Annotated in this window: 16 protein-coding genes; 9 read left to right on the top strand and 7 right to left on the bottom strand. The window is 70.8% G+C overall.

All coding sequences use genetic code 11. The annotated features are described in order from the left end of the window. Positions 1 to 63 precede the first annotated feature (63 nt). The 5 genes from OG194_RS27000 to mscL all read left to right on the top strand — a co-directional run bounded on the left by OG194_RS27000 (position 64) and on the right by mscL (position 4,047). The gene (locus tag OG194_RS27000; RefSeq protein WP_327403380.1) at positions 64 to 1,338 is read left to right on the top strand and encodes an MFS transporter; all 1,275 of its coding nucleotides are present in this window, start codon (positions 64 to 66) and stop codon (positions 1,336 to 1,338) included. 70 nt (positions 1,339 to 1,408) lie between these two features. Then, entirely contained in the window at positions 1,409 to 1,735 is a 327-nt protein-coding gene (locus OG194_RS26995; RefSeq protein WP_327403379.1) for an FmdB family zinc ribbon protein, read from the top strand. Between the two features lie 121 nt (positions 1,736 to 1,856). Then, positions 1,857 to 2,690, top strand: a complete 834-nt coding sequence (locus tag OG194_RS26990) for an S-methyl-5'-thioadenosine phosphorylase (protein WP_327403378.1) — start codon at positions 1,857 to 1,859, stop codon at positions 2,688 to 2,690. Between the two features lie 181 nt (positions 2,691 to 2,871). Beyond that, complete coding sequence (locus OG194_RS26985) at positions 2,872 to 3,426, top strand: hypothetical protein (protein ID WP_327403377.1); 555 nt, start codon at positions 2,872 to 2,874, stop codon at positions 3,424 to 3,426. A gap of 159 nt (positions 3,427 to 3,585) precedes the next feature. Then, positions 3,586 to 4,047, top strand: coding sequence for a large conductance mechanosensitive channel protein MscL (gene mscL / locus OG194_RS26980; protein WP_019057455.1), 462 nt, complete (start codon positions 3,586 to 3,588; stop codon positions 4,045 to 4,047). Positions 4,048 to 4,055: 8 nt separating this feature from the next. On the opposite strand, the gene OG194_RS26975 is transcribed toward mscL, so the two are convergent. After that, entirely contained in the window at positions 4,056 to 4,232 is a 177-nt protein-coding gene (locus tag OG194_RS26975) for a hypothetical protein (RefSeq protein ID WP_019057454.1), read from the bottom strand. A gap of 49 nt (positions 4,233 to 4,281) precedes the next feature. Between OG194_RS26975 and OG194_RS26970 the strand changes: the two genes are divergently transcribed. The 4 genes from OG194_RS26970 to OG194_RS26955 all read left to right on the top strand — a co-directional run bounded on the left by OG194_RS26970 (position 4,282) and on the right by OG194_RS26955 (position 9,194). Further along, the gene (locus tag OG194_RS26970) at positions 4,282 to 5,505 is read left to right on the top strand and encodes a low temperature requirement protein A (protein ID WP_327403376.1); all 1,224 of its coding nucleotides are present in this window, start codon (positions 4,282 to 4,284) and stop codon (positions 5,503 to 5,505) included. Positions 5,506 to 5,744: 239 nt separating this feature from the next. Further along, positions 5,745 to 6,773 (top strand): P1 family peptidase, encoded by a 1,029-nt coding sequence (locus OG194_RS26965; protein WP_327403375.1) that lies wholly within the window; start codon positions 5,745 to 5,747, stop codon positions 6,771 to 6,773. Positions 6,774 to 7,063: 290 nt separating this feature from the next. After that, positions 7,064 to 8,290, top strand: coding sequence for a L,D-transpeptidase (locus OG194_RS26960; protein WP_327403374.1), 1,227 nt, complete (start codon positions 7,064 to 7,066; stop codon positions 8,288 to 8,290). 157 nt (positions 8,291 to 8,447) lie between these two features. Continuing rightward, complete coding sequence (locus OG194_RS26955) at positions 8,448 to 9,194, top strand: DUF6227 family protein (RefSeq protein WP_327403373.1); 747 nt, start codon at positions 8,448 to 8,450, stop codon at positions 9,192 to 9,194. Between the two features lie 21 nt (positions 9,195 to 9,215). Here OG194_RS26955 and OG194_RS26950 read toward each other — a convergent pair whose 3' ends face one another. The 6 genes from OG194_RS26950 to OG194_RS26925 form a co-directional block, all read right to left on the bottom strand. Beyond that, on the bottom strand, positions 9,216 to 9,470 hold the full coding sequence (locus OG194_RS26950) for a hypothetical protein (protein ID WP_327403372.1): 255 nt from the start codon (positions 9,468 to 9,470) through the stop codon (positions 9,216 to 9,218). Between the two features lie 115 nt (positions 9,471 to 9,585). Beyond that, complete coding sequence (locus OG194_RS26945) at positions 9,586 to 11,640, bottom strand: PTS fructose transporter subunit IIABC (protein ID WP_327403371.1); 2,055 nt, start codon at positions 11,638 to 11,640, stop codon at positions 9,586 to 9,588. A 184-nt stretch (positions 11,641 to 11,824) separates the two neighbouring features. Next, positions 11,825 to 12,772 carry a 1-phosphofructokinase gene (gene pfkB, locus OG194_RS26940; RefSeq protein WP_327403370.1) on the bottom strand — a complete coding sequence of 316 codons (948 nt, stop codon included), beginning with the start codon at positions 12,770 to 12,772 and terminating at the stop codon, positions 11,825 to 11,827. Then, positions 12,769 to 13,530, bottom strand: coding sequence for a DeoR/GlpR family DNA-binding transcription regulator (locus tag OG194_RS26935; RefSeq protein WP_327403369.1), 762 nt, complete (start codon positions 13,528 to 13,530; stop codon positions 12,769 to 12,771). The genes pfkB and OG194_RS26935 overlap by 4 nt, the downstream gene beginning before the upstream one ends. Before the next feature lie 165 nt (positions 13,531 to 13,695). Beyond that, the gene (locus OG194_RS26930; protein WP_327403368.1) at positions 13,696 to 14,184 is read right to left on the bottom strand and encodes a hypothetical protein; all 489 of its coding nucleotides are present in this window, start codon (positions 14,182 to 14,184) and stop codon (positions 13,696 to 13,698) included. Between the two features lie 81 nt (positions 14,185 to 14,265). Then, positions 14,266 to 14,997 carry a Crp/Fnr family transcriptional regulator gene (locus OG194_RS26925; RefSeq protein ID WP_327403367.1) on the bottom strand — a complete coding sequence of 244 codons (732 nt, stop codon included), beginning with the start codon at positions 14,995 to 14,997 and terminating at the stop codon, positions 14,266 to 14,268. Positions 14,998 to 15,711 lie beyond the last annotated feature (714 nt).

The following is a 15,711-nucleotide window of genomic DNA, read 5'->3' as shown; positions in this document are numbered from 1 at the left end:
AGAGGACAGCTCTCGGCGCCCCCCGCACAGGGCGCGCTACCAGGTGGCAGAAAGGCACGGGCCGTGGCATCCACGGTCACCTCCGGGACGGGATCCCGTCCCGGATACGGGCAGCTGCTGCGCACGCGTGGCGCCTGGACGTTCCTGCTTCCCGGCTTCGCGGCACGTCAGCCGTTCGCGATGCTCACCATCTCCATCGTGCTGCTCGTGCAGCACACCAGCGGCTCCTACGGCGCGGCGGGCGCCGCCGCGGCCGTCACCGGCGTCTCCATGGCCCTGTTCGCGCCCTACAGCGGACGGCTGGCCGACCGCCACGGACAGCGGGCCGTCCTGCTCCCCGGCGTCCTGGTGCACACCCTGTCGGGCCTCACCTTCACGGCCCTCGCGCTCGGCCACGCGCCCCTGTGGGCGCTGTTCGTGGCGGCCGTGCCGACCGGTGTCTCGGTACCGCAGATCGGGCCCATGGTGCGCGCCCGCTGGGGCGTGAAGCTCCAGGACTCCCCGCTGCTGAGCACCGCGGCGGCCTTCGAGTCCGTCACGGACGAGCTGACCTTCGTCTTCGGCCCCCTCCTGGCGACCGCCCTGTGCACCGCCGTGAACCCGGCCGCGGGCCTGATCACGGAGGCCGCGCTCACCCTCATCGGCGGCCTGCTGTTCGCCGCCCGGAAGAGCACCCAGCCCAAGGTGGCCCTCGCCGGGCACGCACGCGTGGAGCACGTCTCCGCACTGAGCATCCCCGGGGTGCGCGTGCTGATCGTGACCTTCCTGGGCATCGGTTCCGTCTTCGGCGGCATGCAGGTCTCCCTGGCCGCCTACACCGAGTCGATCGGCGAACCCGGCCTGAACGGCGTCCTCTACGGCACCTTCGCCGCCGGCAACATGCTCTCCGGCCTCGTCTGCGGTGCCGTCGCCTGGAAGGTCGCCCCGCAGCGCCGCCTCCTGGTCGGCTACGCGGCGCTCGCGCTGACCGCGTCCGCCCTGTGGACCGCCCACTCGGTGCTGCTGCTGGCCGGCCTCGGCCTCCTGGTGGGCATGTGCATCGCGCCCGCCCTGATCACCGGCTACACGCTGGTCGAGGGGCTCGTCCCGGTCGGCGCCCGCACGGAGGCCTTCACCTGGCTGACCGGCGCGGTCGCCCTCGGCCAGGCCGCCGCCGTCACGGTCGCCGGACAGCTGGAGGACCGCCTGTGGGGCGGCGCCGGTTTCCTGGTGCCGATGGCCGGTACGGTGCTCGCCCTGGGGACCCTGGTGGCCCTCCGGTCACGCCTCGCGACCCGGCCCCACAGCCGCACCGTGGCACGTGGCGTCGGTCACCGCGTGCCGGTGGCAGTGGACTGATCCCCGGGAATACGTCACTATGGACGCTCGTTAGCACTCATTGAGTGAGAGTGCCAGGAGGAAGACAACAGTGCCGACCTACCAGTATCAGTGCACCGAGTGCGGCGAGGGCCTTGAGGCGGTGCAGAAGTTCACCGACGACGCCCTGACCGAGTGCCCCAATTGCGGTGGCCGCCTGAAGAAGGTGTACTCCGCGGTCGGCATTGTCTTCAAGGGCTCCGGTTTCTACCGGAACGACAGCCGCGGCTCCTCGTCGAGCAGCTCGCCGGCCACCGCGAAGCCGTCGACGTCCTCGGACTCGAAGCCGTCCACCCCGTCGACCACTTCGTCGTCCTCGGACTCGAAGTCGAAGTCGTCGAGCTCGGGCTCCTCGTCCAGCAACAGCTCCGCCGCGTAAGCCTTTTCGTCGCGGGACCCTGTCGTCCTACGACGACAGGGTTTTCGGCGTTTCCGGAGCCGGTTCCCGCGTTCGTCCCCGCGCCCGTTCCTGAGGCTTTTCGGCGGCTAGGGTGCTGGCCATGGCGAACGCAGAGATCGGCGTAATCGGTGGCTCCGGGTTCTACTCGTTCCTCGACGACGTGACCGAGATCCAGGTGGACACCCCCTACGGACCGCCCAGCGACTCCCTCTTCCTCGGCGAGATCGCCGGCCGGCGGGTCGCGTTCCTGCCCCGGCACGGGCGCGGCCACCATCTGCCGCCGCACCGCATCAACTACCGGGCCAACCTCTGGGCGTTGCGCTCCGTCGGGGTGCGCCAGGTCCTCGGTCCGTGCGCGGTGGGCGGGCTGCGCCCCGAGTACGGGCCGGGCACGCTGCTGGTGCCGGATCAACTCGTGGACCGTACGAAGTCCCGGACGGGCACGTACTTCGACGGACTCCCGCTGCCCGGCGGCGCGGTGCCGAACGTGGTGCACGTGTCCCTGGCCGACCCCTACTGCCCGACCGGCCGGGCGGCCGCGCTGAAGGCGGCGCGCGGGCGGGACTGGGAACCGGTCGACGGCGGCACGCTCGTGGTGATCGAAGGCCCGCGCTTCTCGACCCGCGCCGAGTCGTTGTGGCACCAGGCGCAGGGTTGGTCGGTGGTCGGCATGACCGGCCACCCCGAGGCGGCGCTCGCCCGCGAACTGGAGCTCTGCTACTCCTCGTTGACCCTGGTCACCGACCTCGACGCGGGCGCCGAGACCGGCGAGGGCGTCTCCCACGACGAGGTGCTGCGGGTGTTCGCGGCCAACGTGGACCGGCTGCGGGGCGTGCTGTTCGACACGGTGGCGGCGCTGCCGGAGACCGGGGCGCGGGACTGCCTGTGCGCGAACGCGCTGGGCGGGATGGACCCGGGGTTCGAGCTGCCGTAGCCGCGGTGGGTGCCGTAGCCGCTGTGGCTGGGGGTGTGGAGAGGGCCGGGGATGCGGAACTTGCCGTTCGGGTGAGGGAGTTGTCCACAACCGGCGGGTAGCACACGGGCTCCGGCGGACCTCGGCGGATTGCCGCATCGTGGGACCGCAAGCCGATCCCTCGTCGCAGGTGGTGGTCCACATGTCCCTCGCCCCTCCCTCCCATCTCTCCTTCCCTCGCCCGTTGGGCACCGACGCTCCGCCCACGTGCGAGGTGCCGCACTTCGCGCCGGTGCGGGTGCGCGGCGGTCGGTATCAACTGCGTCGGTTGCTACGGCATCGAAGGCGGGCCCTGGCCGCGGGGCTCGCGCTGACCGCGGCCGCGCTCGTGGCGGCGGGCCCGCGTGATGCGGCGGAGGCGCGGCACAGTGAGCGGCCTCGCGGGCATCCGGTGGCCGATCCGGTACGGCAGCGGCGGGCGGTCGCGTGGGTGTCGGCGCCGGTGCGGATCGCCGACGCCGGTACGGTCCGGCTGTTGCGGGCCGGCGACCGGGTCGATGTGATCGCCGCCGAGGAGTCGGCGGCGGGCGGTGACGCGCACGTGGTCGCGCGCGGGGCGCGGGTGACGAAGGTGCCCGAGCCGCTCGAAGTGGCGGACGGCGGCGGGGCGTTGGTGGTGCTGTCGGTGCCGCGCTCCACGGCGGCGCGGCTGGCCGGCGCGAGCGCCACGGCACGGTTGGCGGTGACGCTGTGGTGAACCGTGCGCTACGTGTCGTGATCCAGGCCTTCCGTCGCCTGTGCGAATTCGTGTCAAGTCCCTCGTTGGAGTTACTGAATTGGACAGGGCGGCCGGGCCTTGACGTAGGTTGCGGAGCTGTTGGTTCCACACCCTGCACGTGCGAGAAGAGGCTCCGAGTTGAGCGAGAAGAAGAAGGAATCGGGCGTCTGGCAGGGCTTCAAGGCCTTCCTGATGCGCGGGAACGTCGTCGATCTGGCAGTCGCGGTCGTCATCGGCGCCGCCTTCACGAACATCGTCAACTCGGTGGTGAAGGGGATCATCAACCCGCTCGTCGGGGCGATCGGCACACAGAACCTGGACACCTACAGCTCGTGCCTGAGCAGCAGTTGCTCGGGCGACAAGGGCATCCAGCTGATGTGGGGTTCCGTTCTGGGAGCCGCCCTCAGCTTCGTGATCACCGCGGCGGTCGTCTACTTCCTGATGGTCCTGCCGATGTCGAAGTACCTGGCCCGGGCGGAGGCCCAGCGCAAGGCCAAGGAGGGCACGCAGGAGGTCATCGAGATCACCGAGCTGGAGGTCCTCAAGGAGATCCGCGACGCGCTGGTCGCGCAGCGCGGCGAGGGACACCGGGAGCCGTAGCCGAGGGCTCAGATGTGGTGGGGCGGCTTCTCGTCGAGGAAGCGCTTCAGGTCGGCCGCGCTGTCGCCCTCGGGCCGCTCGCCCCACCCGCGGTCCGTGTCGTCCGAGGACGGCCGGCTCAGCGGGTCGTCGAAGACCAGCGCGGGCTTCGGATCGCGCGGCTCGGGGGCGGTGGGAGTACTCATGCCTCCAGGGTACGGCGCCCGGCGGACGTCATCTGCTGTGCTTGGCCCCATGACGTCCGAGACCCACAGCCCCCAGCGCCCCCTACGACCCCTGCGCCCGCTCACCGCCCGAGGCCGGGACGAGCCGCACCGGGTCGCCTCGCCGCTGGAGCTGTTCTTCGACCTGTGTTTCGTCGTGGCCATCGCACAGGCGGGCCTCCAGCTGGCGCACGCCGTCGCGGCGGGGCATGCGGGCGAGGGCGTCCTGAACTACGCGATGCAGTTCTTCTCGATCTGGTGGGCCTGGATGAACTTCTCCTGGTTCGCCTCGGCCTACGACAACGACGACGTGCTGTACCGGGTCGTCACCCTGGTCCAGATCGCCGGCGTCCTGGTCCTCGCGGCCGGGGTCTCGCGGGCCTTCGAGCAGCACGACTACGTGGTCGTCTGGCTCGGCTACCTGATCATGCGGCTGGCGATGGCCGCGCAGTGGCTGCGGGCGGCGCGGGCGGCCCGGGGCCCGGAGCGGACGATGGCCCTGCGGTACGCGGGTGGTGTGCTCCTCTGCCTGGTCGGCTGGCTGGGGCTGGTGGTCCTGCCGGAGCACGCGCGGGTGTGGGTGTTCCTGGTGATGGTGATCGCGGAGTTGTGCGTGCCGCTCTACGCGGAGAAGGACTACGCGACGCACTGGCATCCGCACCACATCTCCGAGCGGTACGGGCTGTTCACGATCATCGTGCTGGGCGAGACGATCGCGGCGGCGACGGTCGCCGTGAAGTCGGGGGTGGACGAGAACGACGCGCTGGGCGAGTTGCTGCCCATCGCCGCCGGCGGGCTGTTGATCGTGTTCGCGGCCTGGTGGATCTACTTCGTGGTGCCGATCCACGGGCACCTTCGCTCCAACCGGCAGGCGTTCCTGTGGGGTTACGGCCACTACCTGATCTTCGCCTCGGCGGCCACGATCGGCGCGGGCCTGGAGGTGGCGGTCACCCAGGCGGTCGGCAAGGCACACATCTCGACACTGGCGGCGTCCGCCGCGGTGACCCTGCCGGCGGCGCTGTACCTGCTCACCGTCTGGGCGCTCCACGCCCGCCACTACAAGGTGGGCATCGCTCAGCAACTGGTGCTCCCCGTGGCCGCGTTGCTGGTCATCTGCTGCACGTTCCTGGGGCAGTGGGCGGTGCTCGCGGCGGGGCTGGTGTCGGCGCTGACGGTGGCGGTCGGGGTGACGTTGACGGCACGGACGGCTGCCGCCGGGGAGAGCGGGGCCGAGGCGTCGGCGCCGATGGACTGACGGCCACCGGATCGGCCGGGCACGCCGAACGGACCGGCACGGCAACAGCGACGCGCACCCGACCCACTGTCACCGGAACCGCCGCACGCGCTGGACCGGCCGCCGGCGGAACAGTCGCCGAAGCTCAGCCGACCGGTACGGGAACAGTGGCCCAAGTCGGGTTGACCGTTCGCGGATCACCGGCGCGCACCGTGCCGACCGTCCCCGAATCGGCCGGGTGCTGGGCAAGACTGACCTCCATGACAGTTGACGCGTTGACGGATGTGGCCGGGGTGCGGGTGGGGCATGCGACGCGGTCGGGGGACGGTTGGCTCACCGGGACCACAGTCGTGCTCGCGCCGGAGGGCGGGGCGGTGGCCGCCGTGGATGTGCGGGGCGGCGGGCCAGGCACCAAGGAGACCGACGCGCTCGATCCGCGGAACCTGGTGCAGCGGGTCGACGCGATCGTGCTGACCGGCGGCAGCGCGTACGGGCTGGATGCCGCGTCCGGGGTGATGGCCTGGCTGGAGGAGCAGGGGCGCGGGGTTCGGGTCGGCGCGGATCCGGCGCACGTCGTGCCGGTGGTGCCCGCGGCCTGTGTCTTCGACCTGGGGCGGGGTGGCACCTTCCGGGCCAGGCCGGACGCGGCCACCGGACGGGCCGCCGTGGAGGCCGCAGCGATCAGCGGGCCCGGGGTGCGGGTGCGCGAGGGGTGTGTGGGTGCCGGTACCGGGGCGGTGGTCGGGCCGTTGAAGGGCGGGGTAGGGACCGCGAGCGTCGTGCTGGAGTCGGGGATCACGGTGGCGGCGCTGGTGGTGGCCAACGCGGCGGGTTCGGCGACGGACCCCGAAACGGGCGTGCTGTACGGGGAGTTGTTCCGGGGACGGGTGGAGTATCCCGAGCCGCACGTCCACGAGGCCGCACGCCTGCGCCTCGCCGAGGCCGCCGCGAAGAACGCGCCTCCCCCGCTGAACACCACGCTCGCGGTGGTCGCCACGGACGCCGAACTCACCAAGGCGCAGGCCCAGAAGCTGGCCGGCACGGCACACGACGGCATCGCGCGCGCCGTACGTCCGGTGCACCTGCTGAACGACGGGGACACGGTGTTCACGCTCGCCACCGGATCCCGCCCGCTCGACGGCGAGAACCCCCTCGCCCTCAACGCCGTCCTCGCGGCCGGAGCGGACGTCGTGACCCGCGCGATCGTCCGCGCGGTACGCGCCGCCGAGCCGGTGGACGGACCGGGCGGAACGTGGCCGTCGTACGAGGAGCTGTACGGGAGACGGTAGGCACCCTCTGGAGGTCGGAGGCTTTCTAACCAGTCAACTGTCGTGACAGTGGTTAGATTTACCCCCAGCCTCCAGCAACTACCCACCCGGGGCCGGCCGCTGGGCCGAGGCGGCGTGCCGGCGGGACGCAGGCGGCCCGCCACCGGACCCCGCCCCGCAGATGTCCCGGTTCTGTCACCGGACGGCGTCCATGAAGAACGCGAGGAACCCGTACGGGCGTGCGGCCCCTCTTTGTCCACGCATCGCAGCGGATCACGCATCGCGTACACCACACGAACCTGGAGCAGCCCGTGACAACGCCGGACATAGCAGCGCGGCGCGTACTGGGGGCCATCGCCGCCCTGGTGGTCGGCACCCTCACCCTCAGCGCGTGCGGTGGCAACGCCAGCGCGGACGCCAACACCGACAACAAGGGCGGCGGCAACACGACCGCCAGGACGTCCACCGCGAAGATCGCCATCTCCGCCAAGGACGGCGCGACGAACGCGTCCATCAACTCCACCGGCGTGAAGGTCAGCGACGGCACGTTGACCGACGTGAAGATGACGGTCTCCGGGTCGGGGGAGGCCGTGGACGGCGCGATATCCGCCAACGGCAGTACCTGGAAGCCGAAGGAGCAGTTGGAGCGCGGGACCAAGTACCAGATATCGGCCACCGCGAAGGACTCCAGCGGGAAGACCGCGGCCGCCAACTCCATCTTCACCACCGTCACTTCGAGCAACAGCTTCATCGGGACGTACACCCCGGACAACGGGACGACGGTCGGCGTCGGGATGCCGGTGTCGTTCACCTTCGACAAGGTGATCAGCGACAAGAAGACCGTGCAGTCGCACATCACGGTGACGTCCAGCAGCGGGCAGCAGGTCGCGGGGCACTGGTTCGGGGCGCAGCGGCTCGACTTCCGGCCGCAGGACTACTGGAAGGCCGGTTCCAAGGTCACGATGAAGATCGACCTGGACGGCGTGCAGGGCGCCAACGGCGTCTACGGCGTGCAGAAGAAGACCGTGAGCTTCACCATCGGCCGCTCACAGGTCTCCACGGTCGACGTCAACACGCAGACCATGACGGTCGTACGGGACGGCCAGACCCTCAAGTCGCTGCCGATCTCCTCCGGCAGCCCCGAACACACCACGTACAACGGCCAGATGGTGATCTCCGAGAAGTTCACGCAGACGCGGATGGACAGCCGGACGGTCGGTCTGGGCGGGGAGTACGACATCCCGGACGTGCCGCACGCGATGCGCCTGACCTCGTCGGGGACGTTCATCCACGGCAACTACTGGTACAGCAGGTCCAATCCGCCCTTCGGCCGGACGGGCACCAGCCACGGCTGTGTCGGGCTCGCGGACGTACAGGGCGCGCAGGGCGCGACGAACGCCAAGTGGTTCTACGACAACTCCCTCATCGGGGACGTCGTGATCGTGAAGAACTCCCCCGACAGGACAGTGGACCCGGACAACGGACTCAACGGCTGGAACATGGCGTGGAGCGAGTGGACCGCCGGAAGTGCCGCCTGACCGGCGGGTTTTGACGGATCTTCGGGCCGCGCGGGAACATCTCGCGCGGCCCGCGCGTTTTCCGGGCAGACGTTTTCTCGGTTCACAGACATGATGTCCGACCGAGGGGCTACGGTATGCACCCACAAGGTGACATGCAGCAACGCCGGGAGAAGCCTTGAGCGTTCCGTACGACACGGCAGCGTACGAACAACCCGAGTCGCCCGAGTCTCCGGAGGAGCACCTCGCGCGACTCCTCGGCCGTGCCCTGAACTCCTTCGAGTTGCCGGACGAGACGATACGGCGTCTCGACTGCGCGCTGGCGCACGACAGTTCGCTGCACTCGGCGCACCACAGCGCCGGCCTGCACCGGGAGACGTACCGGCACACCTGGCTGCTCGCCGACGGCTCCGCGCTCACCCTGTGGGAGCTCGTCCACAACACGGTGCTGGGCCGCGAGACGCAGCACGAGGTGTATGTCGACGAGGACGAGCTGCGCGTCGCGACCGCGCGCCTGCCGCTGCCGCCGGACACCCCGGACTTCGAACTGCCGGTGCTGGTGCAGCTGTCGCCGATCCCTGAGCCCCGGCACACGTATCTGGCGGACGACTCCGCGGACCACGCGCGCCGTTTACTGCGCCGGGCGGAGAACGTGGACCGGCCGGACGAGGAGACGGCCGCGCTGCTGGAGACGGCGTTCGCGCACCAGATCACGCAGGCCTTCGGCCGCCCGTTCCGAGCGGGCCGTGCAGCGCTGTGCTTCTCGCTCTACGAGCACGCGTTCCTGTTGCAGGACGGCGCGGAGATCTCCCTGTGGGAGGTCGAGCACACGGCGACACCGGACGGCCGTCACATGTGCGAGGTGTACGTCAGCGAGGACGCGGCCCGCGACGCCATGGAGCGGCGGGCGGCGCAGGTCTCCTGACCGAGGTGAACGGGGAAGGCTTCAACGCCCGTCGCTGAGCTGTCGTACCAGACCCGCGAAGGCGTCCCGCTCGGCCGGGGTCAGTTCGACGGACTCCACGTGGGGCGCGGTGCGGCGCTGGTTCGGGAGGCCGTGGAGCGGGTGGGCCGCGTGCCACGTGGTGGGCTCGACGAGGGAACGGCGCAGGACGCGCGTCAGGCCGAACACCCAGGCGACGGTCGCCAGGGCGAGAACGGCCACACCGGTCAGCTGGAGGATCGAGACGTGCTCAGGCATGCGTTCCAGTAGACACCACGGTCCGGGACCGTGGTCCCGGACCGTGACGTATCTCGCAGTTGCCGTGAACATCTCACGGCGGCCCAAAAGAGGCTCGAAAGAGGCCGGAAAGCGGCTAGACGGCGACCGGCTGCTTCGTGTCCGCCGCAGGGGCGGATATGTCCTCCGGTGCTCCGGGGGCCGTGCTGCCGACGGCCGGCTTGCGCATGCCCTTCAGTACGACGACCAGGGCCGCCGTGACGCACATGCCGACCGCGATGGCGATCAGGTAGAGGAACGCGTGGCCGATCAGCGGGACCACGAAGATGCCGCCGTGCGGGGCCCGCAGGGTCGCGCCGAACGCCATCGACAGGGAGCCGGTGATCGCGCCGCCCACCATCGCGGACGGGATGACCCGCAGCGGGTCGGCCGCAGCGAACGGGATCGCGCCCTCGGAGATGAACGAGGCACCCAGCACCCAGGCGGCCTTGCCGTTCTCGCGCTCGGTCTCGGTGAACAGCTTGCCGCGCACGGTCGTCGCCAGGGCCATCGCCAGCGGCGGGACCATACCGGCCGCCATGACAGCGGCCATGATCTTCATCGCCGAGTCGCTCGGGCTGGAGACCGCGATGCCCGCCGTGGCGAAGGTGTACGCGACCTTGTTGACCGGGCCGCCGAGGTCGAAGCACATCATCAGGCCGAGCAGGGCGCCCAGCAGGATCGCGTTCGAGCCGCTGAGGCCGTTGAGCCAGTCGGTCATGCCCTTCTGCGCCGAGGCGATCGGTTTCCCGATGACCACGAACATCAGGAACCCGACGATCGCCGTGGAGATCAGCGGGATCACCACCACGGGCATGATCCCGCGCACCGCCTTGGGGATCTTCACCTTCTGGATCGCCAGCACCACACCACCGGCGATCAGACCGGCGGCCAGGCCGCCGAGGAAGCCCGCGTTGATGGTGGAGGCGATCATGCCGCCGACGAAGCCGGGCACCAGCCCTGGCCGGTCCGCCATGCCGTAGGCGATGTAGCCGGCCAGCACCGGGACCAGGAAGCCGAAGGCGACGGCGCCGATCTGGAACATCAGCGCGGCCCAGCTGTCGGTCTGCGTCCACACGAAGTGCTGCATGACCGAGGGCGCCGACTTGATCTCGTAGCCGCCGATCGCGAAGCCGAGGGCGATCAGCAGACCGCCCGCCGCGACGAACGGGACCATGTAACTCACGCCGGACATCAGCCACTTGCGGAGCATGGAGCCGTAGCCCTCGCCCGCCTCGCCGCCGCGCTCGACCGGGGTCGGCGCGGATCCGCCGGTGACCTCGCCGCGCTCCGCCTTGCCGCGGACCTCGCTGATCAGCTCGGTGGGACGGTTGATGCCCGCCTTCACGCCGACGTCGACGGTCGGCTTGCCGGCGAAGCGCTCCTTCTCCCGTACAGGCACGTCGTGGGCGAAGATCACGGCGTCCGCCGCCGCGATCACCGCCGGGTCGAGCCGGGTGAAACCGGCCGAGCCCTGCGGCTCCACGACGAGTTCGACACCGGCGTCGCGGCCCGCGTTCTCCAGCGCCTCGGCCGCCATGTAGGTGTGCGCGATACCGGTCGGGCAGGAGGTGACGGCGACGATACGGAACGGCTGCTCGTCGGCGCCGGTGTGCGCGGCAGCCGTAGAGACATCGGCCGGGGAACTGCCCGCCGCGGCGCCGGCGGAGGCCGCCACCGGCGTCGCGGCGGAGTCTGTGCCGCCCTCGGGTTCGTCGCCGCGGATCAGGGCCGCCGCGCTCTCCGCGTCGCCCACCGCGCGCAGGGCGGAGGTGAACTCGGCGTTCATGAGCTGGCGGGCCAGGGCGGAGAGGATCGTCAGGTGGGCGTCGTCGGCGCCTGCGGGCGCGGCGATCAGGAAGATCAGGTCGGCGGGGCCGTCGGGTGCGCCGAAGTCGACGCCCTCGGCGCTGCGCCCGAAGGCGAGCGACGGCTCGGTGACGTACTCGCTGCGGCAGTGCGGGATGCCGATGCCGCCGTCCAGGCCGGTCGGCATCTGCGCCTCGCGGGCGGCCACGTCGGCGAGGAAGCCGTCCAGGTCGGTGACCCGGCCCTGGGCGACCATGCGCTCGGCGAGGGCACGTGCCGCCGCCTCTTTGGTATCGGCGGACAGGTCGAGGTCGACCAGGTCCGCGGTGATCATCTCGCTCATCGCGGGCTCCTTCGCACGCGTATCGCCCGGGGACTGCCGTGGGCGGGGGTGAGGACGGGGACGGGGACGGGGGTACTACGGGACTGCCGGAAGGGGGCGGCGGTTAACAGGGAGCGGAGGTGGGCGGTCGTAGAGACCGTGAGCGCGCTCATGCAACCGGCTCCGTCAGGACGCATGAGCGCGCTCATGTCACCGGCTCCGTCAGGACGCGGTCCACCGGGACGTCCGCCGTGACCGTCACCGCGGCCGGGTCCAGGTCGGCCGGGGTGGGCATCACGCTGCCGGGGAGCTGGACGGCGGCGGCGCCGTGGGCGACCGCCGAGGCCAGGGCTTCGGGGCCGTGGCCGCCGGCGATGAGGAAGCCGGCCAGCGAGGAGTCCCCCGCGCCGACATTGCTGCGTACGACGTCGACGCGCGCGCTGCCGAACCAGACACCGGAGCCGTCCACCAGCAGCTGCCCGTCGGCGCCGAGGCTGGCGAGGACGGCGCCGGCGCCCAACTCCCGTAGTTCTTCCGCCGCTTTGACCGCGTCGCCGACGGTGGCGAGGGGGCGGGAGACGGCCTCCGCGAGTTCCTCGGCGTTGGGCTTGACGACGTCGGGGCGTTCGCGCAGGGCCTCGATGAGCGCGGGGCCGGAGGTGTCCAGGGCGATACGGACGCCGACGGCGTGCGCGCGGGCCACCAACTCGGCGTACCAGGACGGCGCGAGGCCGCGCGGAAGGCTGCCGCAGCAGGCGATCCAGTCGGCGTCACGGGACTGCCGGCGGACCGTCTCCAGGAGCAACTCCTGTTCGGCGGCGGTCAGTTCGGGCCCGGGAGCGTTGATCTTCGTGAGGACGCCGTCCGCCTCGGCGAGGGCGATGTTCGAGCGGGTGGCCCCGGCGACCGGGACCGGCGCGACCTCGATGCCCTGCGCGTCGAGCAGGTCCGCGACCAGCGCGCCCGGCGCTCCCCCGAGCGGCAGGACGGCGACCGTACGGCGGCCCGCGGCGGCGACCGCGCGGGAGACGTTGACGCCCTTGCCGCCCGGGTCCATGCGCTCGCCGGTGGCCCGTATGACCTCGCCGCGGTCGAGGGAGGGGACCTCGTAGGTGCGGTCGAGGGAGGGGTTCGGGGTGACGGTGAGGATCATGCGCGCACTACTTCCATGCCGCCGCGCTCCATGGCGGTGGCGTCTTCTGGGCTCAGCCCGCTGTCGGTGATCAGCAGGTCCACGTCGCTCAGGGCGCCGAAGCGGGCGAAGTGCTCCTGGCCGTGCTTGGCGGAGTCGGCGAGCAGCACCACGCGGCGGGCGGCGGACATCGCCGCGCGCTTCACGGCGGCCTCGGCGAGGTCGGGGGTGGTCAGCCCGTGCCCGGCGGAGAAGCCGTTGGCGGCGACGAACACGACGTCGGCGCGGATCTCGCCGTACGCCCGCAGCGCCCAGGCGTCGACGGCGGCGCGCGTACGGTGCCGCACGCGCCCCCCGACGAGGTGGAGCTGCATGCCCGGGTGGTCCGCGAGGCGGGCCGCGATGGGCAGCGAGTGGGTGACGACGGTGAGCTCGGCCTCCAGCGGGATGATTCCCGCGAGGCGGGCGATCGTCGTACCGGCGTCGAGGATCACCGTGCCCTGCGTCGGCAGCTCGGCGAGGGCCGCCTTGGCGATGCGGTCCTTCTCGTCGGCCGCCGTCGACTCGCGCTCGGCGAGGTCCGGCTCGAAGTCCAGCCGCCCGGCGGGTATGGCACCGCCGTGCACCCGGCGGACGAGTCCCGCGCGGTCGAGGGCCTTCAGATCCCGGCGGATCGTCTCCGCCGTGACCTGGAACTCCTCGGCCAGCGAGATCACGTCCACCCGGCCGCCGTCACGGGCCAGCCGGAGGATCTCCTGCTGCCGCTCCGGTGCGTACATGTCCGTTCGCCTCCGACCTGTGCCCGAACTTGTGGTTTCGCTCGGAGGCTACGCCCGGATTTCCGGAAAGTAAACAGGTTCGGGCATTAGGTGGACATGAACGGGCAGAGGGATCTTTAGGGGGCGCCGTCCGGTGTCTTTTCGGGGGTGCCTTGCGGTGGGCGGTCAGCTGCGGCGCAGGTCCTTGATCCTCTTCTGGGCGGCGAGGATGGCGCGTACCAGTTCGCCCCGGGCGGCCTCCTGACGCATGGCCTGGACGAGCCGGGCGTGGCACTCCTGGACACCGAGGTGTGCGGCCGCCGGGTCGACCTCGGGCAGGGCGGTGGCGACGTAGTCCCGCACGCACTCGACGACCTTCGTCAGTACGAGCCGAACAGCCTCGGTGTCGTCGGCTATGCCCTCGATCATGTTGCCGGTCCGGGAGATCTCCACGAAGTCGTCGGCGACACAGGGCTTCCGGGTGAGGCCGCACTGGGCCTTGTAGAGGTCGCCGAGCCACTCGGCCGGCTTGTCGAAGTCGGTGTTCGTCTCGTCCTTGCGGCGGATGTTCCGCGTCCAGGCGAAGAACTGTCTCTGCTGCCGTTGGGACAGCGCGGAGAGGACAACTCCGCCGAGGGCAGAGGCGCCGGACACCAGGAAGGTGCTGGTCATCATGCGGTGATCCGTTCGGGGATGAAGCGCGAGCGGGGAGGGTGAACGGTGTGGCGGGACGGGGGTCCGACGGACCCGGCGGTGTCAGTTCCCGGCGTCGAGGTGACGCAGCGCGTCGACGTCGTGCACGACGAACTGGCGGTACCGGGCTTCGATGACCCCCGAGTAGCGCAGGGTCCGGAGCGCGTTCTCCGTGGTGGAGACGGCTAGTTGAAGGGCGGCCGCGATGTCCTTCTGGCCCGGGCCGGTGATGGTGACGGAGCCCGTCCGCGGGTCGCGGGAGCCCGCCGTGTCGGCGAGATGTGCCAGGAGTCCGCCGGTGCGCTTCAGGGGCGGCAGAGTGGTGAGGGTGTAGACGAGTTCGTCGCTGCGGTTGCGGTCCTCAAGGCTGCGCAGAAGCGCGATCTTGGCGTCGGTCCTGCGGTTCAGCAGGATGTTGAAGCGGTGTGCGCGGCAGGGGATGACCACGGTCCTGGTCAGGCACCTGGTGCGGACGGCGGAGTCGAGGGTGATGAGCTTGGCCTCGCCGACCAGTTGGCCGCCGCCCCTGAACCGTGTGACGGTGGGGGCGCCGGCCCAGTCGCCGAGCGGGAAGCGGTCCTGTCGTACGACGCCGTCCCAGATCATGTACACGTTCCGGTCGTCCGGACCCAGCGGCAGGTGCTCGTCCTGGCCGAAACAGCGGCCCCGCAGGTCGTCCTGGAGCAGAAAGCGCCAGTCCTCGGCCGACAGACGCCGCAGGAAGCTCCCCTCGGGCTTTTTCTCGTGGCCCAGGAGAAGATCGGTCGGCCGGTTGGCGGGGGCTGTCGAGGGCACGCTCACTCCCCCGCGCCGACGGCCGTGATGGCGCGTGTACCGGCGTACGCGCCCTGAAGTGCACGAGGGTGACGGTGTGTCACGGGTAGGGGGCCGCGGGAGTCGCGGCACGACGGCGGGAATACGCCGTCGTCGTTGACGGTACGCATCGAGTCCGATCCTCGTAGTGTCTGCGCGTGGGAGCCCCGCTGGTCAGCGAGGTTCCGGGTGGTGGGTCCGGAACATTCCGGGAGGTGCGGCACCGCCCGGCTGGTGTGGGCCCGGCGGGTGGAAGCGGTGGGAAACAGTGACGCGGGATAGACCGTACCCCTCGCCAGGAGTGAAGAGCCAGTCGTGTTTTCGAGGATGCTCGCGAGGAATGTGGATCTTGCCAGGAACCCCTGACCGTGGGGTTTTATTACAGAAGATCACGGGAAATTCGAAGGGGAAAGAAATTCCCCTTCGCCTCATTACCGATCGCACCCGACCCGGTTATCGACACCCTTTCCAAGGGTGGAAAAAAGCTCTTCCCAGGTGGCCGACATATGACGCCCACGCGAACCGGCGGCAAAAACAGGAGGCCCCGGGGCACCACCCCCAGGACCTCCCGAAATGGTCCGGACCCACCAAGGATCAGACCGGTGCCCAGTAAACACCACGGATGCCGTTCGGGTCACTCCCCGGCCGGCAACATCGAGCCCCCGATGGTGGATGACCGGGCGAAAACCCCTCCCG

Source organism: Streptomyces sp. NBC_01288 (genome assembly GCF_035982055.1).
In the GTDB taxonomy this organism is placed as follows: Bacteria; Actinomycetota; Actinomycetes; order Streptomycetales; family Streptomycetaceae; genus Streptomyces.
Note: the sequence above shows the minus strand (reverse complement) of the source record. Positions and strands in the feature narration are given on the sequence as shown.

Coding starts and splice junctions, on each gene's coding strand:
- OG194_RS26950 (WP_327403372.1), bottom strand. CDS start 9,470: ATGCCTGAGCACGTCTCGATCCTCCAGCTGACCGGTGTGGCCGTTCTC.
- OG194_RS26975 (WP_019057454.1), bottom strand. CDS start 4,232: ATGAGTACTCCCACCGCCCCCGAGCCGCGCGATCCGAAGCCCGCGCTG.
- OG194_RS26965 (WP_327403375.1), top strand. CDS start 5,745: ATGACAGTTGACGCGTTGACGGATGTGGCCGGGGTGCGGGTGGGGCAT.
- OG194_RS26970 (WP_327403376.1), top strand. CDS start 4,282: ATGACGTCCGAGACCCACAGCCCCCAGCGCCCCCTACGACCCCTGCGC.
- OG194_RS26945 (WP_327403371.1), bottom strand. CDS start 11,640: ATGAGCGAGATGATCACCGCGGACCTGGTCGACCTCGACCTGTCCGCC.
- pfkB (WP_327403370.1), bottom strand. CDS start 12,772: ATGATCCTCACCGTCACCCCGAACCCCTCCCTCGACCGCACCTACGAG.
- OG194_RS26935 (WP_327403369.1), bottom strand. CDS start 13,530: ATGTACGCACCGGAGCGGCAGCAGGAGATCCTCCGGCTGGCCCGTGAC.
- OG194_RS26985 (WP_327403377.1), top strand. CDS start 2,872: ATGTCCCTCGCCCCTCCCTCCCATCTCTCCTTCCCTCGCCCGTTGGGC.
- OG194_RS26990 (WP_327403378.1), top strand. CDS start 1,857: ATGGCGAACGCAGAGATCGGCGTAATCGGTGGCTCCGGGTTCTACTCG.
- OG194_RS26930 (WP_327403368.1), bottom strand. CDS start 14,184: ATGATGACCAGCACCTTCCTGGTGTCCGGCGCCTCTGCCCTCGGCGGA.